The sequence below is a fragment of the Archangium gephyra genome (assembly GCF_042230915.1).
Lineage (GTDB): Bacteria > Myxococcota > Myxococcia > Myxococcales > Myxococcaceae > Archangium > Archangium gephyra_B.
Map to the genome: position 1 here is coordinate 1492415 of NZ_CP102578.1, position 17988 is coordinate 1510402.

At 70.5% G+C, this 17988-nt stretch carries 21 protein-coding genes; 12 read left to right on the forward strand and 9 right to left on the reverse strand.

Translation table 11 applies throughout. The annotated features are described in order from the left end of the window. Positions 1-36 precede the first annotated feature (36 nt). Positions 37-588: a D-alanyl-D-alanine carboxypeptidase family protein gene (locus NR798_RS06090; RefSeq protein ID WP_375770469.1), complete on the reverse strand. Its 552-nt coding sequence runs from the start codon at positions 586-588 to the stop codon at positions 37-39. Positions 589-764: 176 nt separating this feature from the next. Between NR798_RS06090 and NR798_RS06095 the strand changes: the two genes are divergently transcribed. Further along, positions 765-1280 carry a hypothetical protein gene (locus tag NR798_RS06095; protein ID WP_375770470.1) on the forward strand — a complete coding sequence of 172 codons (516 nt, stop codon included), beginning with the start codon at positions 765-767 and terminating at the stop codon, positions 1278-1280. 68 nt (positions 1281-1348) lie between these two features. Here NR798_RS06095 and NR798_RS06100 read toward each other — a convergent pair whose 3' ends face one another. Continuing rightward, positions 1349-2608, reverse strand: a complete 1260-nt coding sequence (locus tag NR798_RS06100; protein WP_375770471.1) for an MDR family MFS transporter — start codon at positions 2606-2608, stop codon at positions 1349-1351. Between the two features lie 105 nt (positions 2609-2713). Between NR798_RS06100 and NR798_RS06105 the strand changes: the two genes are divergently transcribed. Genes NR798_RS06105 through NR798_RS06115 form a run of 3 tightly spaced genes read left to right on the forward strand, consistent with a single transcriptional unit; the run spans position 2714 to position 4414 of the window. Beyond that, positions 2714-3100 carry a VOC family protein gene (locus NR798_RS06105; RefSeq protein ID WP_375770472.1) on the forward strand — a complete coding sequence of 129 codons (387 nt, stop codon included), beginning with the start codon at positions 2714-2716 and terminating at the stop codon, positions 3098-3100. 16 nt (positions 3101-3116) lie between these two features. Beyond that, positions 3117-3767 carry a 2OG-Fe(II) oxygenase gene (locus tag NR798_RS06110; RefSeq protein WP_375770473.1) on the forward strand — a complete coding sequence of 217 codons (651 nt, stop codon included), beginning with the start codon at positions 3117-3119 and terminating at the stop codon, positions 3765-3767. Beyond that, positions 3764-4414, forward strand: a complete 651-nt coding sequence (locus NR798_RS06115) for an SRPBCC domain-containing protein (protein WP_375770474.1) — start codon at positions 3764-3766, stop codon at positions 4412-4414. Before NR798_RS06110 ends, NR798_RS06115 begins: the two co-directional genes overlap by 4 nt. Positions 4415-4428: 14 nt before the next feature. Here NR798_RS06115 and NR798_RS06120 read toward each other — a convergent pair whose 3' ends face one another. Continuing rightward, complete coding sequence (locus NR798_RS06120) at positions 4429-5460, reverse strand: histone deacetylase family protein (RefSeq protein ID WP_375770475.1); 1032 nt, start codon at positions 5458-5460, stop codon at positions 4429-4431. A gap of 312 nt (positions 5461-5772) precedes the next feature. Between NR798_RS06120 and NR798_RS06125 the strand changes: the two genes are divergently transcribed. The 3 genes from NR798_RS06125 (at position 5773) to NR798_RS06135 (ending at position 8790) form a co-directional block, all read left to right on the forward strand. Further along, positions 5773-6657: an ATP-grasp domain-containing protein gene (locus NR798_RS06125; protein WP_375770476.1), complete on the forward strand. Its 885-nt coding sequence runs from the start codon at positions 5773-5775 to the stop codon at positions 6655-6657. 183 nt (positions 6658-6840) lie between these two features. Beyond that, positions 6841-8211, forward strand: a complete 1371-nt coding sequence (locus tag NR798_RS06130; protein WP_375770477.1) for a hypothetical protein — start codon at positions 6841-6843, stop codon at positions 8209-8211. A gap of 108 nt (positions 8212-8319) precedes the next feature. Continuing rightward, a complete protein-coding gene (locus NR798_RS06135) occupies positions 8320-8790 on the forward strand; it encodes a hypothetical protein (RefSeq protein ID WP_375770478.1) in 471 nt (156 codons plus the stop codon). An 18-nt stretch (positions 8791-8808) separates the two neighbouring features. Here NR798_RS06135 and NR798_RS06140 read toward each other — a convergent pair whose 3' ends face one another. Further along, positions 8809-9423 (reverse strand): hypothetical protein, encoded by a 615-nt coding sequence (locus tag NR798_RS06140; RefSeq protein WP_375770479.1) that lies wholly within the window; start codon positions 9421-9423, stop codon positions 8809-8811. A 122-nt stretch (positions 9424-9545) separates the two neighbouring features. On the opposite strand from NR798_RS06140, the gene NR798_RS06145 reads away from it, so the two are divergent. Both NR798_RS06145 and NR798_RS06150 read left to right on the forward strand, forming a co-directional pair. Continuing rightward, positions 9546-10478 carry a LysR family transcriptional regulator gene (locus tag NR798_RS06145; protein ID WP_375773729.1) on the forward strand — a complete coding sequence of 311 codons (933 nt, stop codon included), beginning with the start codon at positions 9546-9548 and terminating at the stop codon, positions 10476-10478. After that, a complete protein-coding gene (locus tag NR798_RS06150) occupies positions 10475-11377 on the forward strand; it encodes an AEC family transporter (RefSeq protein ID WP_375770480.1) in 903 nt (300 codons plus the stop codon). Before NR798_RS06145 ends, NR798_RS06150 begins: the two co-directional genes overlap by 4 nt. A gap of 4 nt (positions 11378-11381) precedes the next feature. On the opposite strand, the gene NR798_RS06155 is transcribed toward NR798_RS06150, so the two are convergent. Beyond that, on the reverse strand, positions 11382-11597 hold the full coding sequence (locus NR798_RS06155; RefSeq protein ID WP_375770481.1) for a hypothetical protein: 216 nt from the start codon (positions 11595-11597) through the stop codon (positions 11382-11384). Positions 11598-11804: 207 nt separating this feature from the next. On the opposite strand from NR798_RS06155, the gene NR798_RS06160 reads away from it, so the two are divergent. After that, the gene (locus tag NR798_RS06160; RefSeq protein ID WP_375770482.1) at positions 11805-12035 is read left to right on the forward strand and encodes a hypothetical protein; all 231 of its coding nucleotides are present in this window, start codon (positions 11805-11807) and stop codon (positions 12033-12035) included. Between the two features lie 77 nt (positions 12036-12112). Beyond that, positions 12113-12397 (forward strand): hypothetical protein, encoded by a 285-nt coding sequence (locus NR798_RS06165; RefSeq protein WP_375770483.1) that lies wholly within the window; start codon positions 12113-12115, stop codon positions 12395-12397. A gap of 1 nt (position 12398) precedes the next feature. Here NR798_RS06165 and NR798_RS06170 read toward each other — a convergent pair whose 3' ends face one another. Genes NR798_RS06170 through NR798_RS06185 form a run of 4 tightly spaced genes read right to left on the reverse strand, consistent with a single transcriptional unit; the run spans position 12399 to position 16670 of the window. After that, positions 12399-13586, reverse strand: a complete 1188-nt coding sequence (locus tag NR798_RS06170; protein ID WP_375770484.1) for a hypothetical protein — start codon at positions 13584-13586, stop codon at positions 12399-12401. Between the two features lie 9 nt (positions 13587-13595). After that, complete coding sequence (locus NR798_RS06175) at positions 13596-14486, reverse strand: RimK family alpha-L-glutamate ligase (protein WP_375770485.1); 891 nt, start codon at positions 14484-14486, stop codon at positions 13596-13598. Between the two features lie 47 nt (positions 14487-14533). After that, positions 14534-16279, reverse strand: a complete 1746-nt coding sequence (locus tag NR798_RS06180; protein ID WP_375770486.1) for an ATP-binding protein — start codon at positions 16277-16279, stop codon at positions 14534-14536. 55 nt (positions 16280-16334) lie between these two features. After that, positions 16335-16670 (reverse strand): hypothetical protein, encoded by a 336-nt coding sequence (locus NR798_RS06185; RefSeq protein ID WP_375770487.1) that lies wholly within the window; start codon positions 16668-16670, stop codon positions 16335-16337. 196 nt (positions 16671-16866) lie between these two features. On the opposite strand from NR798_RS06185, the gene NR798_RS06190 reads away from it, so the two are divergent. Continuing rightward, positions 16867-17964, forward strand: coding sequence for a hypothetical protein (locus NR798_RS06190; RefSeq protein ID WP_375770488.1), 1098 nt, complete (start codon positions 16867-16869; stop codon positions 17962-17964). Positions 17965-17988: the final 24 nt, after the last annotated feature.

Here is a 17988-nt window from a genome sequence, read left to right on the forward strand (position 1 = left end):
GAGCAGGAAGACGACAGTGGGGCGGGACGCCCGGCGTCAGCTGAGGTCCTTCGAGGCCGTGCGCGGCGGCTCCTCGGGGGGCCGGGGCTGGCCGAGGCAGTCGGTGCCCGGGGCGGGGGCGCGGGTGGTGCGGGGCCGGTACTCCCAGTGCCACGGCTCCGAGGGCACCGTGCGCCGGAAGCCATGGCGGCACGCGTTGGCCTCGAGCCACTGGTAGGTGGGGGACTCCTCGTCGCCCACGACCACGTCCACCGCGAGGCCCCGCTGGTGGTTGGACTGGCCGGGGCGCGCGGCCTTGGGGCCCAGGCCCTTGCGGTAGCGCTCGTAGAGGAGGCGCTGCTCCTTGCGGGTGCGGTAGCCGCTGGTCACCCAGAGCCAGATGCCGTCCGCGCGGGCCGAGGTGGCCATGCGCTGGAAGGAGGCCGCGGCGTCCCGGCGCAGCGACTTGCCACCGGGGAGGGCGACGAGGTGCTTGGGCGCGGCCGTCTTCACCCGCTTGCGTTTGGCGTCCGCGCCAGGCGCGAGACCGGGGACGAGCAGGCACACGAGGGCTAGCAGAAGGCTCCAGCGGAGCGGCCGGAACGGCATGGGCGGTTCCTGTCCAAGGGGGCAGCAATGTTTGCTCTCACATCTATTCCCGGAATGCGAGCAGGCGGCCGGGCAGGCGCCGCGTGGTCCGCTGGCTCGAAACCGCCTCGGGAAGGATGTGTTGGAGGGGGTGGCTCGTCTGGCCGCCTGCCGTGCCGGTAGAGTGAGGGCACCTCATGACGACCGCCCTCCGTCCCGTGCCTCCGAGCGAGGAGGCTTCCGCCGCTCCCGCTCCCCTCTCCACTCCCGCCCCGCTGCCCGCCGCACGGCTGATGGCGCACGCCGCCGCATGGCTCACCCTGCTGGGACTGCTCACCGGCGGCTACGTCTCCGCGGCCATGACGGGCAAGGTGCCCGTGGATCCTCACATCGCGCTCGCCTCGCACCTCAACGCGCTGATGGGGGCCTTCCTGCTGCTGGGCGTGGCCTGGACGCTGCCGATGCTGCGCTACGGTGCCACGGGACAGCAGCGGCTCGCGTGGGCCTTCATCGTGTCCAACTTCGCCAACTGGTTCGTCACCGGTGTGAAGGCGTGGCTGCGCGTCTCCGGCGTGGATGCCACGGGCGAGCCCGTGAATGACGCCGTGTTCGGCGTGCTCACGCTCTCGGTGGTGTTGCCGGCGCTCGGGGCGGCGGTGGCGTGGGTGTATGGCTTCCGGCGCACCGCCGCTTCCCCGGAGCCCCGCACGTGACGAGCCGTCCCCACCTGATGACGCCCGGGCTGAAGGCCCACCCGGTGCTGCACTCGGCCTGAGGCGCCTCAGTCCAGCGCGGCGCTCACGTCGGTGCGGGTGAGGCGCAGGGTGGCCATGCGGCGGCGGCGGGCATCGGCGATGGCCAGGTGCCAGCCCGCCGCGAACACACCCACCGCGAGGCAGCTACCCCACAGGGCCTGGGCACCGTAGCGCCCCATCACCCACGAGCCGACCGTGGGCGCGATGCCGGACGACAGGGCCCAGAGCATGTAATAGGCGCCCTGGTAGGTGCCGCGCTGCTCGGCGGGGGCCAGGTCCGCCACCACGGCCGAGCCCACGGGCGCCTGGGCGATCTCCCCCAGCGTCCACACCACCACCGCGAGCGCCGCGAGGGCCGGGTCCGCGCCGAGCGCGTGCAGCCCGAAGCCGAGCCCCGTCAGGGCCGAGGCCCAGGCCAGCGCCGTCGCGCGCCGCACCTGTCCCATCGCCCGGCCGGCGAAGGGCTGCAGCAGCACGATGAGCACGCCGTTCACCGCCAGCACCGTCCCGAAGGTCGCGGGCGACATGCCTTTCGAGGTCAGGTCCAGCGGCAGCGTCACGTTGCCCTGGGTGAAGATGATCGCCGTGAGGACGATGGGCAGGGCGAAGGAGAGGAACACCGCATCCCGGAAGGGAGCCAGCGAGGGCAGCCGGTGCGAGGGCTCCGCTTCTCGTGTCACATGAGCGGGGCGCGTCTCGGGCACCTTCCACCAGACGATGAGCCCGTAGAGGAAGGTGGTGCAGGCATCCGCCACGAAGAGCACGAGGAAGCCGAAGCGCGAGGCGAGTCCCGCCAGGGGCAGGGCGATGGAGAAGCCCAGGTTGACCACCCAGTACAGCAGGCCATAGGCGCGCGCGCGGTCCTCGGGCTTCACCACGTCCGCGATGGCCGCCGACACCGCGGGCCGGTACAGCTCGCCCAGCAGGCCCAGCAGGAAGGCCGACACGCAGATGTGCCACGTCTCCTGCGCGAAGCCCATGGACAGCATCGCCGCCGAGCCCAGCCACAGCCCCGAGAGCAGCGTCTTGCGCCGGCCCACCCGGTCCGCGAGCGTCCCGCCGACGAGCCCCGCCAGCACGCCGCCCGCGCCGTGCAGGGACACCACCATGCCGGCCTCCTCCACCCGGAAGCCGCGCTCGCGCGTGAGGTACAGCGCGAGGAAGGGCACCACGAAGGAGCCCAGCCGGTTCACCAGCGTTCCCGTCCACAGGTACCAGTACGTGCCCGGCAGTCCCCCCGCCGTCGCCTGGACCTCCGCCTTCAGCTTCCCCAACAGGTGCTTCATGACGGGGCGCAGCTTGCGGGAAGTGGCCCGGGGGCGCCAGGGGTGGGCTTCCCCCTACTCCGGGAGTGCGTGGCCCGCGTAGGATTCACACCCGGAGGCAGACGAGTGAATCGACCCTACAAGCCGGAAGGCTATGCGAGTGTCTCGGTCTACGTGGTGGCGGACGGTACCCAGCGGGTGATCGACTTCTTGAAGAAGACCTTCGACGCCACGGAGCTGCGCCGCTACGAGCATCCGAATGGGACGATCATGCACGCCGAGGTGCGGATCGACGACACGGTGGTGATGCTCTCCGAGGGCCAGGCCGGCTATCCGCCGTTTCCCGTCTGGCTCCACGTCTATGTCCCGGACGTGGATGCGACGTACCGGCGCGCGCTCGAGGCGGGGGGCGTCTCCGTCCAGGAGCCGCAGCAGAAGGGCGACCCGGACCGCCGGGGCGGAGTGAAGGATCCCGCCGGGAATACCTGGTGGATTGCCACCCAGCTGGGGTGAGACCGGAGCTTCCCGCATGCGCTTCCAACCGCCCTGGGGCGGGGCCTTCCGCCTCCAGACCTACTTCCACCGCACGCCCGAGGCCCTGCCCGCGGGTGATATCGAGGCCATCCGCTCGGCCATCCTGGGCTCCTCCCTGCTCGGGGAGAGCAACCTGACGCCTCAGTTCTCGGGCACGTATGGCTTCTCGGTGACGTTCCGGCGCAACGCCCTCTCCGAGGTGACGGGCCGCTTTCCGGCCTTCGCTCCGTTTCTCGACGCCGCGCTGCTGCCGGTCTGCAACGCGTTCCTGCTCAATCCGCTGTTGATCCAGAACGGGCGCGGGGTGGAGACCCACCTGGACAAGAGCATGATGTACTACGGGGACCGTATGGGCTGTCCGGTCGCCGTGAGCGTGCTCTACATCCAGGTGCCCGAGCAGCTCGCGGGAGGCGAGCTGCGGCTGTACCACCGGGGCGAGCGGGTGGCGGCGCTGGCGCCCAGGGCGAACTCGCTGGTGACGTTCCGGGGAGACATGGCGCACGAGGTGGTGGCGGTCGAGGCCGGGGCTCCGGAGCTGCCGGCGGCGCGCATCAGCCTGGTGGTCGAGCAGTACCGCCTGCCGGAGGAGCTGCTCGCGCGGGTGCCTCGGATGGAGCTGCGGACCCGCGAGGGAGCGGTGGCATGAGCGAGCTGTCGATGGAGTGGTGGGTGGCCCAGCGCCCGGAGCGGGTCTTCGAGGCCATCGAGGATCCCTTCCAGATGCGGCGCTGGTACGGGGCGCCTCCGGGTGGCCAACGCATTGGGGAAGAAGGAGACGCGGAATCAGGCGAGCCGTTCCGGGTGGACGTGCTGGATGCGAAGGGCGTCCCCCGGTCGCAGACGGGCCGCCTCCTCGAGTTGTTTCCGGGCCGGGGCTTCGTGATGGAGGTGACCTGGGACGGCGGGGAGCTCGGCAGCGAGACGACGCGCCTCTCCTTTGGCCTCGAGCCCTCAGGGGAGGGCACGCGCATCGAGGTCCGCCAGGGTCCGTTCTCGAGCCCCGAACTCCTGGAAGCGCACCGGGCGTACTGGGAGGTCAACGTGGGGCGTCTGCTCCGCGTCGTCTCCGGGGAGGCCGTGCCCTGCTTCGAGGAGTTCTGGGAGGAGTCGGGTGGCTTCGTCGAGCCGCTCGGCATGGCGGCCTATACCGTGCTCGCCGGCATGCGGGAGGCCGGGGCGGCGCCAGAGGTGCTCGCGCAGTTGGAGGAGACGCTCTACACGCACCTCGCGCGCGTGCCCGAGGACACGGCGAAGGTGCTCGGGGCGGTGCTGCGCGAACGCCTGCGGGGCTGAGGAGGGCTCTGCGCTCAGCGCTGGCGGAGGAAGCCTTCCAGCACGCCGGCGACGTTGGTGCCGATCTCATCCACCGCGTAGCCGCCTTCCTGCACGAACACCGTCGGCCGCTTCAGCCCGGCCAGCCGCTGGCCGATGAGCGGGTAGTGCTCCTGGGCGAGCTTGAAGGCGCTGATGGGGTCGCCCTCGTAGGTATCGACGCCGAGCGACACCACCAGCGCATCGGGCGAGAACGTGGCGAGGGCGTCCATCGCGGCATCCAGGGCGGTGCTGTACTCCTTCCAGACGGTGCCGCGCGGCAGGGGGAGGTTGAGGGTGTAGCCCTCTCCCGCGCCCGCGCCGCGCTCATCGGCATAGCCGAGGAAGTAGGGGTACTCCGTCTCCGGGGTCGCGTGGATGGAGACGAACAGCACGTCGGAGCGCTCCCAGAAGATGTCCTGGGTGCCGTTGCCGTGGTGGTAGTCCACGTCGAGCACCGCCACCCGGGCGAAGCCTCGATCCCGCAGGTGCTGCGCCGCCAGGGCGGCGTTGTTGAGGAAGCAGTAGCCGCCGTAGAGCGAGTGCCCGGCATGGTGTCCGGGCGGACGGCACAGGGCGTAGGCGCTCTTCTCGCCCTCGGCGACCAGCGCGGCGGCGGTCAGCGCGCAGTGCGCGGCGGCGAGCGCGGCCTCCCAGGTGCCCTCGACGATGGGCGTGCTGGCGTCGAAGGCGTAGTAGCCCATCCGGCCGTTGATGCCGGAGGGGATGTAGTCCCGGCGCAGGCCGCGGGCGGGAAAGCCGCTCGGCAGCATGAAGCCCTGCTTGCCCAGCGCCCGCCACTCGTCATGGGCGGTGCGCAGGAACTCGACGAACCCGGCGTCATGGACGCGCAGCAGCGACTCCTGGGGGAACGTACGGGGCTCGAGCACCTCGAACCCGGCGCGCTCCACGGCCTTCAGGATGTAGTCGGCGCGCACCGGCATCTCGAAGCACGGCACCAGCTCGCCGCGATGCAGTTCCTTGCCTCCGTCATGGCGGGCGTGCAGCGGGGAATGAACGACTTTCACCGGGGGAGTCTCCAGGGCTGAAGGAGCAGCGGCCCGGCGAGTTGTAACGCAGCGCGGGTCCGCCCTCCAAGGAGGGGGGCTGCCTCCCCGGCACGAGGGTGAAGTGGAGCAACACCCGGCGGCGGAGCAGCCAGCCAGCGGGAAAAAATCGAGTTCGTCAGGTTCCCGGAGCGGAGCGCGTCGTTGGACTCGAACGCCAGACATCGCGAGAAGCCACCGGGCCGCCGCCGCGGGCCATCCGCCGCGCCCGCGTCAGGCCTCGCGCCGAGCCACCGTCTGGGGGGACCCACCCCCTGACCGAGAGGTTCGCGAATGGCGACGACTTCCCGCATCAAGCAGGCCATCGTGTTTGGACGGAATCCGCATCAGTCCGATTCCTTCGACACGGAGGCGGAGGCGGCCGAAGCCCTGGGCATCGAGACGTTCCAGCTCGACCTGCATGCCTTGCTGGAGGGCAACACGGACCGGGCGCTCGCCGCCATTCCCGAGCGGGGCCACCTGCGGCTGCTCTACCGGGGATGGATGCTCACGGGGGAGGAGTACGAGGCGCTGGACGAGGCGCTCGGCGAGCTGGGCCACGAGCTGCTGACGACTCCCGCGGAGTACGCGGCGGCGCACTACCTCCCGAACTGGTACCCGCGGCTGAAGGGGTACACGGCCCGCTCCGTGTGGACCGAGGGCCCGGATGCGTTGGAGGCGTGGCATGCGGCGCAGGAGCTGGGCTCGCCGCCGTGGCTGGTGAAGGACCACGTGAAGTCGGCGAAGGAGCGCTGGGCGGAGGCGTGCTTCGTTCCGGAGGGTGCCACGCGAGAGGACTTCGAGCGGATCTGCGCCGCGCTGCTCGAGGAGCGCGGAGACCGTTTCGAGCGGGGGTTCGTGGTGAGGCGCTTCCTGCCGTTCAAGGTGCGGGGGCGGACGCCGAGCGGGCCGGCGCATCTCGAGTTCCGCCTGTTCTTCGGGCGCGGGCGGCTGCTGGCGGCGGAGTCCTATGACGACTTCGATGTGGACGTCCCGGACTTCACGGCCTTCGAGCGGCTCGCACGGAAGGTCGACGCGCGCTTCTTCACCATGGACGTCGCGATGCTCGAGGACGGCCGCTGGGTGGTGGTCGAGGTGAATGATGGAGGGGTCTCCGGGCTCCCGGCGAGCATCGACCCCCGCGAACTGTTCGCGGCGTTGCTGGGCGTGGAGCGTTGACGTTGACTGACACACCCTCCGGCCGGGCTGACATGTCACTCGCCTCCGCTGACGTGTCACATGCCCTGGCCAGGACGTCCTGACCGGAGGCGCTCCCTCTGAAGGGCTTCAGGCACGTGCATTGCTTCGGAACCGGAGCACGCGCACGAAGCGCGTGCCGCCGTGTTCAAAGGAATGAAGGACATGCCCTCTCTTCTCCGCTCCTCGTCCCAGCGTCCTGGTGTGTCCAGGCTCCTGTCCTGGTTGGCCTGTGCCGGGCTGGGTCTCGCCGCCGCTGGTTGCGAGCCGACCGACGACGGCAAGGAAGACCCGCTCGACTACACGCACCCGTTGGAGGAGGGGACGCCCATCTGCGGCCGGCCCGACTTCAACGAGATGTTCCCCTTCTCCATCCGCTCCGGGACCCTCCCGGTGCTAGTGCACTACTACAAGGAGTCGGAGCGGGAGACGGCCCAGCAGGTGCTCGCGTTCGTCGAGAAGGGCTGGGACTACCATGTCAACCGGCTCGGCATGCGCCCGGCGCTCACGGACCAGGGCGAGTGCGGACCCGATGAAGCCTTCGACGTGTTCGTCTGGAAGGGGCACCGCAGCTGCCTCGTCAACGTGCTCTCGGGGGAGCCCTCCACCGCGTGGGATGACCGGCGCGGGTACATGGTGGTGGATGCGTGGGGCCCCTATGGCGGACCCGAGCTCGAGGAGACCGTGGTCCATGAGATGGCGCACGCCTCGCAGGCCGCGGACGATTGGTACGAGGCCCCGCACACCTTCGAGATGTCCGCCGTCTTCACGGACCAGGTGTACGCGGACCGCTACATCAAGACCTACTTCGACGACTTCCAGGCGCACCCGGACTGGGCGCTCGACCGCGATGACAAGTACGACACCTGGTACATGTACGGCTCCTCCATGTACCTGCTCTACTTGAAGGATCGCTTCTTCGGGGGAGACGCGCGGTTCCTCTCGCGCATGTGGCTCGACTCGCGCAACCCGCCGGGCGCGCAGGATGACCAGACGCTCAACGAGCCGGACTTCGCCGATGCGCTCGACACGATGCTGAAGGACCAGGGCTCGAGCTACGTGGAGACCGTCCCCGAGTTCTCGCGCTGGCGCTGGTACACCGGCGATCATGTGGACGACCGCCACTTCCGTCACTTCAAGGACGGGCTGGACAACCTGAAGGCGGCGAAGCTCGCGCTGGCGGCCCAGCAGGAGGCCGTGCCGGGCACCGTCTCCATCACCGAGAACGCGCCGATGATGCTCGGCACGAGCTACATCGAGCTGTCGGCCGGCGTGGGCACGCCCCAGCCGGTGTACGTGTCGCTGAACGCCCCGGGTGATGCGGGGCGCCGCTTCGTCGTCCAGGCCGTGCCCGGGCTGACGCCGGACTCGGATGGTGAGTTCTTGGACCTCTCCTCGGGCCCGAAGGAGCTGAAGTTCGCGGCGGACCAGAAGCGGACCCTCATCGTGACCGTCCTGCCGACGGGTCCGTACGATCCCGACACGAGGACCGAGGATCGGTACCCCTTCGCGATCGTCGTCTCGGACAAGCCGTAGCCGATGGGGTGGGCTCCCGGGCTCGCCTGGGGGGGAGCCAGGTAGAAAGGTGACAGAGGCTCGAGTGGCGATGGCGTCAGCCGGGCGAGGGCGTTAAGGGTGAGCCCCATGGAGCCCACCACCGACCTGGCCACCTGTCTGCTCTGTGGCGCTGGAGCCTCTCCGGCGCTGAACCTGCCGCGCTTCGCTGGCGCCTCGTGTCAGGGCTGTGCCCAGCGCGTGGGCCACCTGCTGGTGCAGGAGCCCACGCTGCTGACGGACATCTGGCCGCTGCTCGCAGACGACGCGGAGCTGGAGGAGCCCGAGCCCACCGTGCAGCGCGCGGATGGGAAGACGGTGGAGCTGCGCCAGGTCATCGCGGAGATGAAGCGCGAGCTGTCGGTCGAGGACCGCATGAAGCTCGCCGAGATGTACGGCGAGATTGGTCTCATCCGCGAGCAGCTCGAGGAGTGTGGCCGGGTGCTCGTCGCCGCATCCGCTCCCGCCCTGGCCCAGCGTGCGCTCGACGTGCTCTTCTCGCCCGAGCTGTGCTCGCCCCGCGGAATCGAGGAGCTCCGCGGGCGCTTGTTCCCGGCCTGACGGGAGCGGGGAAACCGCTCAGCCGCGCACCACGGCCACCGGCGTCAGGGCCATGGGGCGCTTGTCCGGCGTGCACATGTCCCCGTCCGCCGGGCGCTTCCCGAAGAAGAGCTGGTTGCCCTCCACCTTCACGATGTCGTGGTCCGTTCCGCACGCCGTCACCGGCCGCAGGAACACGCACCCCGTCGTGCTCGTCTCCTGCTCCTCGCCCACCTTCCACGTGCCCGTCCCGCACTTCGCGCCCTGGAACCAGTCCGCCACCGGCTGCACGTGCGCCGTCATGTAGTGCCGGGCGAAGCCGAAGTTGCCCTCCGTCGCCCCCGCCACCTTCTCCGAGTCCTTCAGCAGCGTGTACGGGCCCTCGAAGCGCGCGGTGAACAGCCGCGCCGTGCAGCCCGCGTCGCCGAACGTCTCGAACTTCAGCGCCCAGTCCTTCTCCGTCAGGTTGAAGTTGCGCTTGAAGTACGTCTTCGAACCGTCCGGGTTGGGCATCGACTCGCACACCGCGCTCGTCCACGCGCCCGTCAGCTCATTCGTCTTCACGCGCGTGGCCGAGGCTCCCCCCGTGGTGGCACAGCCGGCCGCGAGGCCCAGGGTGGCAACGGTCAGCGCGAGGCGGTTCATCGTCTTCATGGTCTGCTCCAGAGGATGGGCTCCGGCCGCTCCGTGCGGCCCGGGCGAGCCAAGAAATGCCCCGGAACCACCCCTTGCGAAAACGCTGGAGATTGCAGGGGGGGCATGCGAATTTGCAGGTCGTGCCCGACTGGAACGATCTCCGCTACTTCCTCGCCATCGCGCGGGAGGGGACGCTCGCCGCGGCGGCGCGGGGCCTGGAGGTGGATGCCTCCACGGTGGGACGGCGGCTCGCGGCGCTGGAGGAGGAGCTGGGCTCGAAGCTCTTCGACCGGACGCCCGCGGGGCTGGTGCTGACGGACGCGGGGCGGGGCATCCACTCGGCGGTGGAGGAGATGGAGGCGGCGGCGCTCGCGGTGGAGCGGCGGGCCAGCGGCGAGGACGCGCGCCTGGAGGGCGTGGTGCGCATCACCCTCACCGAGGCCTTCGCGGTGGATGTGGTGCTGCCGCGCTTCTCGCCCTTCCGCGAGCGCCACCCCGGCATCGAGGTGCAGTTCCTCACCGACTACGGCGCGCTGGACCTGGCCCGGCGCGAGGCGGACATCGCCATCCGCCTCACCCGGCCGCAGGACGGCACGCTGGTGGCGCGCAAGGTGGGGGAGATCGCCATCGCGCCCTATGCCTCGGAGGCGTACCTGGAGCGGCGCGGCCCGCCGGACCCGGCGCGGGGGTTCGCCGGCCATGACGTCATCGGCTACGCGGACGCCGCGGCGAAGTGGCCCGAGGCCCGCTGGCTGGCCGAGGCCGCTCCGGGCGCGCGGGTGGCGGTGCGCTGCAACTCGTTGCTGTCGGTGGTGACGGCCGCCGTCGCGGGCATGGGCGTGGGGGTGATGCCGTGCCTGTGTGGAGACCGCGAGCCGGGCCTGCGGCGGGTGGCGCCCCTGGTGGCCTCGCTGCGCCGTGACATCTGGCTGGTGGTCCACGCGGATTTGCAGCACAACGCGCGGGTGCGCGCCACCCTCCACTTCCTCACCGAGCTCATCCAACGCGAGCGCCCGCTCCTGTCCGGAGAGGGGCGTCCTGCCCCGCGTGGCTCCGGGAGGCGGTCCTCGTGAGCAAGTTCCTCGGCCTGCTGGCCGTCAGTCTCCTGCTCGGTGCCTTCGCCCGGCGCAGCGGCCGCTTCCCGGAGCAGACGGCGCTGGTCCTCAACGCCTTCGTGCTCAACATCGCGCTGCCCGCGCTGGTGCTGCGCGCGGTGCACAGCCTGACGCTCGCCCCCGCGTTGCTCGTTGCCGCCGCCACGCCCTGGCTCGTCTTCGGGAGCTCGTGGCTCTTCTTCCGTGCCCTGGGCCCGCGGCTGGGCTTTCCACCCGGCACCGTGGCGGCGCTCGTGCTCACCGGCGGGTTGAGCAACACCGCCTTCGTGGGCCTGCCCCTGATCGAGGGCCTCATGGGCCACGAGGCGCAGCAGGTGGCCGTCGTCGTGGATCAGCTCGGCTCGTTCATGGTGCTGGGCACGGTGGCCACCCTCTTCGCCGCGCGCGCCGCTGCGAAGGACCCCCGTACCGGGGCGCTGCTGCGCAAGGTGGTGGGCTTTCCGCCCTTCCTCGCCCTGGTGGCCGCGTTCCTCCTGCAGCCGTGGGACTGGCCCGAGTGGGTGGACGTGGTCCTCGGCCGGCTGGGAGACATGCTCACGCCGATGGCGCTCTTCTCGGTGGGTTTCCAGTTGCGGCCCTCGGGCGTGAAGGGCCGGGTGCGCGCGCTCGCGCTGGGGCTCGGTTACAAGCTGGCGCTGGCGCCGCTCGCCATCGCGCTCCTGTTGCTGCTCGTGCCCGGCATGGGCCGGCTCACCTTCGAGGTGTCCGTTCTCCAGGCCGGCATGGCTCCCATGGTCACTTCCGCCATCCTCGCCACGGACAACGGGTTGGACCCGGAGCTCTCCGCCCTCATGGTGGGGCTGGGCATCCCGCTCTCGTTCGCCACGGTGCCCTGCGTGCTGTGGTTGCTGCGCTGAGCGCCTACGCGAAGGCCTGCGTGGCGTAGGCGATCTCCAGCCCCTCCTTGCGCATGCGCAGCCGCGTGCGCGACAGCCAGTGGCAGTGCGGGCAGTAGCTGTGGGCGCCGTTGCCCGGTGTGCTGCGGATGGTCACCGCACCGCCGCACAGCATGCAGCCCTCGGGCAGGGTGAACTCCGAGATGGCCTCGCCCGTGTTCTTGTCAGTTGATCCGGTCATGCCCTTTCACGTAACGCAGCAATCGGCGGCCACAAGTCGCCGGGCCGCGATTTCCGGGCACCCTTGGAGGGCAGGCAGGCGGGCCTGTAGCGCCTACCGTCCCATCGCCTGCTGTTCACGGCCGCACACCGCAACCCGGCGAAGGCAGGGACTCGTCTTGGCACGCCGCTTTCAAGAGAAAGGCGTTCCAGAGGGGGGAGGGTGGGCATGGAGATTGCGCGAGTCGCGCTTCGCCGGCGTGGGAAGAACTGGGGTGTGGAGGTGACCCTCAAGGAGGGTGGGGTGCGGCGCTATCGCTACGGCAGCGAGGCGCAGGCGCGCTACTTCGCCGCCGTGTTCGAGCTGGGGCCGCGCTGGCTGCCGCCGGTGCCGTCGCGGGGCAGGCGCTCGAGGGCCGGGGCACCCTCCGCCGGGAGGGCAGCGAGCGGCCCCGGGTAGGCCCAGGGGGTCCGGGCATCCCCCGGGCCCCCGTGGGGGTTCCGGAGAGGCCGCGCACCTGCTAGGAGTCACGCCTCATGAGCAAGAGCAACTACACCCCCCGCCCGAACCGCGAGCCCATCACCCGTGAGACGGACCCTGCTGGCCGCTGGTCCGCGAAGTTCCCGGACATGATTGGCTACAAGAACCAGGGCGGCGGCAAGGTGCCCGCGGACTACGGCTGGAACACCAATCCCAAGCAGTGGCAGGAGGAGATGACGCCCGAGTCCCTCGCCACCGAGTACCGCAACCTGGTGATTCCGCGTCTCGCCGTGCCGGCTCCCGCCGCGCTGCCCGAGGGCGCGAAGACGGAGTCCAAGTAGCTCAGGTGAAGGGCAGGGCCGCGAGACGCTCCCGGAAGATCTCCAGCGTCTCGCGCAGCTCCGTGTCGTTGAAGGACTGCTCGAGGTTCGCGCGCACCTTGCGCAGGAAGGCGTCGAACACCGGCGCCCGGCCGTAGAGCGCCTCCGCCACGGCCACCGCCTCCCGCAGCACCCGCTCGGCGCCCGGCGAGCCCAGGAACAGGTGCATCGCCGCCTGCTCCAGCCGCGCCCCGCACGCCGCCCATACCGCCCGGTCGTGCGCCGCCAGCGTGCGCTGCGTCAGCTCCGCGCCCACCCGCCCCAGCTCCCCGAGGAAGGGCTCCATCAGCGACTGGAACTCCCCTGCGGGCAGCTCCGGCAGTGAGGCCAGCGCGCGCAGGCGCTCGCGCTGCTCCACCAGCAGGCGCTTGTCCCGCGTCTTCATCGTCAGCGAGGCGTTCATCCCGGCGAAGGCCGCCAGCATCTCCTCTAGCCGCCGCGCCATCCCCGGCACCTCCCGGGGCGTGGAGGCCGCCGCCTTCTCCAGCCTCGACTGCAGCGAGCGCCGCAGCTCCGCCACCGCGCCGCGCAGCACGGCCGCCGCCGTCACCTGTCCCTGGTAGCCCGGCACCACGTCCTCGCGCCGCACGTCCGCGAACGCCGCCGCCGTGAGGTACACGAGGTCCCCTATCTGCGCGCGGAAGTCGGCGCGGAACGACTGCAGCTCCGCCATGAGTGCCCAGCGATCGCTCACCACCTCGGGCCGCCGCACCCGCTGGCCCAGGTCCGCCACGCGCCGCGACAGCCGCCCCGCGCACGCGCCCAGCACCACCTCCACCTCCCGCTCCAGCCGCTCGTCGACGCCCGCCGGTGGGGGCTCCCACGCGCCCTCGCGAGCCGCCTCCGCGGGCGGCGGGAAGGCCTCGTGGATGGCCGACACGAGGGCGTTCACGTCCACCACCGTGTCCCGGATGGCCGGGGCCATCGTCTCCCACAGCGACAGGTCCGCCCCCGCCGTCTCCTCCAGCGTGGTGGGCTCGTACTTGACGATGTTGAGGTGCCCCAGCCGGTCGATGGCCACCGCGGCGGCCCGGTACACGCGCTCCAGCCGCGAGGCCAGCTCCCGGTAGGTGAGCTCCTCGAGCAGCACCTTCAGCCGCGGAGACAGCGTGTCCTGCGGGGCTCGGGGCTTCTTCTCCGGGGAGGGCATGCCCCCAGGCTAAGCCATCCCACGGGCCTTGTGGACGAGGGCATCCGCCAGACAGTCCACTGCCCGTGGCCCGCCCTGGCGCAGGAAGAGGTTGGGCTCGGTGATCTCCAGCTCCATCAGCCGCAGCGCGCCCTGCTCGTCCCGCGCCACGTCCACCCGGGCGTAGAGCAGCTCGAAGCCCGTGGCGGCGAGCACCTGGCGGGCGAAGGCGCGCTCGTCCTCGGAGGAGGGGGCCGACTCGGCGGCGGTGGCGTCGTAGCCCGGGTTGCCCGAGAGCGCGGGGGGCCGCTTGATGGCGTGGGTGTGCTCGCCACCCAGGAAGAGGATGGAGCGCTCGCCATGGCTCTCCACCGAGGCCAGATAGGGCTGCACCATCATGTCCTTGTGCGGGAGGACCCGCTCCACCAGCGCCTGGGCGGCGGGGAGGTCCTCGGGCTTGCGGACGCGCAGTGTGTCACGCGCGCCCGCGGACACCGCCGGCTTCACCACCGCATCGCTCCAGCCTCGCCCGGCGAGCAGCGCCTTCACGTCCACCCGCGAGCCGCGCTCCATCCAGGCGGTGGGGACGATGGCCACGCCGCGCGCCTCGAGCTCGCGCAGGTACCCCTTGTGCGTGTTCCAGCGGAGCACCTCGGGTGGATTCCACAGCGGGCAGCGGGCCCCGGCGCGTTCGGCCCAGGCGACGAACTCATCGCGGCGCGCATCCGAGTCCCAGGCCGTGCGGATGAGCGCGAGCCGGAAGCGGCTCCAGTCCACCGAGGGGTCGTCCCAGATGACGGGCCCGGCCTTCAGGCCCCGGGCGGCGAGCGCGTCGGCGAGGAGCTGCTCGTCGGGCAGGCACTCGGGGAAGGTGGACGCGGTGACGAGGGCGATGTCGAAGGCGTTCCAATTCGCGGGCATGGCGGGTGTGTAGATAGCGGTTCACGCGCGGCCCGGACACCGAAAGTTCACGCCCGGGAGGCGGCTTGCCGCGGCTTGCCCTCCGCCGAGGGGTTCTCGCCAGTGAGGGCGATCTCCCGGCATCCCGTACGGAGCCGGGTGAGGATCGCATCGGCGAGCACCGGGTCTCCGAAGCGCCCGGCCCACTCGGCTGGAGGGAGGCTCGAGGTGACGAGGAGGGCCTTCTTGCCCGCGCGCTCGGAGACCACGTCGTAGAAGTCTCCCTCACCGTCCGCCTTCATGGGCTTGAGCCCGAGATCCTCCAGGATGAGGAGGTCCACTCCGGCGAGCTCGGCCAGCTTCTGGTCGTAGGCGCCGGCGGCGCGTGCCGCCGCGAGCTGCTCGAGCATCCGCGCGGCCGGCATGTACAGGACCTTGTGTCCCCGGCTCACCGCCTCGTTGCCCAGCGCCTGCGCCAGGTGCGACTTGCCCGCGCCGCTCGGCCCCACGAGGAGGACGTTCCGCGCCTCCTCGACGAAATGACACGTCCCCAGCTGTGCGAGCTCCTTCTGCGGGAGTCCGGGCTGCGCGCTGGCGTCGAACGTGTCCAGCCGCATCCGCGGGTCCAGGGCCATCGAGCGGAGCTTCACCTCATGCTGGTCCGGGCGCGGGCTGAGCTCCTGCATCCAATACCAGTCGAGCCAGCAGGCGAAGTCATTGGATTTCCGGAGCTTCGGGTTGGATTGCGGCCGGGGCGCCTCCTTCCAGGTCTTGTACTGCTTCATCTGCGCGGACCAGTACTCAGCGGCCAACGCATCGGTCTCGCGGAGCGTGGCCTCCGGGTCGGACACCAGGCGCCGGAAGAACTCCAGCACCTCCAGCTCGGGCGCCATGCGGCAATAGCGCTCGTCGTCGAGCAGGTTGTCGGCATAACGCCTGTCGAGCGCCTGGGTGTTCTCAAGGAGCGTGAGCGCCGCCTTGATGTTGCTGCGGAGCAGAAACCACCAACCGACGTTGCGAAGGACGCCCCCGCCCTGGACCTTCTGCTCCCGCCCGAACAGGCCGAGCTTCTCGGCGAGCTGGGCGATGGGCTCGAACAGCGGAACCTTCAGCGCGCGATCCTTCGAGATGCACCCCATGGAGAGCAGGGTGATGTAGGGCAGGAAGTCGCCCGCTTGTGCACCCGGATGGAGGGTGCCCATGTTCTTGAGCGAGTCCGAGAGGGCGGGCATGGCTCCGCTGTTGGCGCCAAACCCGCCATCGACGATGGGAAGCTCGTCGAAGGCTGGCTTGAAGAGGGGCATGACGACGGGAAACGAGGAGCACGCGAGCGCGGCCGAGAGCAGGGTGTAGTGGGCCGCGTCGGGTGCGTAGGAGTGCGCGGTCCTCAACTGCCCGGTGTTCAGATCGAAGGCGCTGATGGTGACCGGTTTCCTCAGGTCACACAGCCTCAGCGGCTTTCCATCCCGGCCCGTGAAATGTTTCTCCAGGAAGCCCAGCATGCCCCTGGTGCTGACCATGGGCACGACCCCGGAGAGCATCCTGAGCACGCTCGTCGGGGTCAGCTTGAGCAACTGCAGGAATTCGTTGTCGAACTCGATGCACTCGTCGATGGCCCGGTCGGCGGGGACCCCGTCGGACAGCAGAGTGGCCAGCTTGAGGCTGATGATTCCGCCATGGGAGGTGCCCGCGAACAGGTCGACCCGATCCAGGAAGCCGGGGAACTGCGCTTCGATCTTCTTGAGAATGCGGATGGAGATCACCGGACTCGGGCCACCATCGAATGCGAGGATCTTCCGCTGCATTGGAACCATGTTGGCCTGCTCTTTCATGGGATACCGCCGGGAGTGTAGCTCCCTGGAGCGCTGCTCAGTCCACCCGGGGCTGGTAGGGCGCCAGCTTCATCGTCGTCGGCGTCTGCGTTTCACAGCAGTCCTTCAAGAGCGCGCTGATGGCCGCGTAGTCGGGGTGCTTCTCGAAGAAGACCTTCCACTCGTTCATCGCGACCTCGGGCTGTGTCGGCAACAACCACACATTCATGACCTCGCATCCCGCGGCGCCGTCCTCGGTGTGGCAGGCGGTGAGCAGCTTCCACTGGAGCTGCTCGACATAGGCGGGCATCAGCTTCTGGGAGTATTGCTGAAACTCGAGCAACCGGTTGGGCTTGAGCTTCATCACTGCTCTCAACACGTATTCACTGCTCATGGTCTGGCTCCGGGCTGTTTGCTTTCAATGGGGCGGCTTGGTGTCCCGCGCGAGGCGCGGGACGTGGTGAGACGATAGAGCCGAGGAGGCCTCCGGCGCTGTGATCCACTCCACAGGCCTTCCCACGGGGCCGTCAGGCAGCTGGAGCGGCGGAGGGCGCTCCAGGGTTGCCGGGGCTTGAGGATATGCTGAGCGCATGAACGACAGAACGGGCGGGCTGGGGCGAGCGCGGTTGGAGCGGCTCATTGCAGGCGCAATGACCGCGCCCAGTGGGGACAACTGCCAGCCCTGGACGTTCCGCTGGACAGGGCAGGAACTGGCCATCCGCTATGACCAGGAGCGCGGCCAGCACCGCGTCAACCACGGCCGTCATGCGGCGTACCTCTCCCTGGGCTGTGTGCTGGAGGCGCTCTCCCTGGCGGCGAGTGCGGAGGAGCTCCGGAGCGAGGAGACGCTCCACCTGGAGGACCCCGGGGCTGGCACCTGGGCGACGGTGCGTTTCCGTGCCGGTGCGGTGCCCGATGCCCTCGCAGGGACGCTGGCCCAGCGGTGCACGGACCGCCGGCTCTACCGCCGTGGCTCGATCTCCCCGGCCACGCTTCAGGCCCTGCGTGAAGAGGCGGGCGGCGTCCAGGACTCCAGCTTGCACGTGCTGGAGCGGCTTCCCGGCGAGCTGCTCGCGTACTGCGCGAAGGCGGACTCCTTCGTCTGGCGTGAGGCCACCGCCTACCGTGATGTCATGCGATGGATCCGTTTCTCCCCGGAGGAGGTGGAGCGCACGCGTGACGGCATCGCCTGGCGCGCGCTGGGGCCATGGGTGCCCACGGTGCCGGGCCTGCGGCTCGCCAGGTCCCCCGCCGCACGGGAGCTGGTGGAGCGGCTCCGCCTGTACACCGTGTCTTCCCTCTGGGCCCGTGCGCAGTTGGAGTCCGCGGCCGCGCTGCTCTGCTTGACGGTGCACTCCCTCGAGCGGTCAGCGCTCGTGTCGGCGGGGCGGCGGATGCTGCGCAGCTGGCTTCGCTTGAACCAGGCCGGCTACGCCGTCCAGCCGTTCGCCCTTCCCGCCCTTCCGGTCTACATGGTGCGCGCCGGAGGGCTCCCGGACGGCACGCGGCCGGAGTTCGAGGCGCTCTTCCGTGAAGGGCATGGCGTGCTCTCCCGGGCCTTCGGTCTGGCCGGGCCCGAGCTGCCCGTCATGCTGCTTCGCACCGGCGTGGCGCCCCCCCTCCCGCGGGAGCTGAGGGCGCTGCGCCGCACGGTCCCGCAGGTGTTCGAGTGGGCCGGGCCCTCCTGAGCGCTCGTGGCGCGCAGGGGGCCC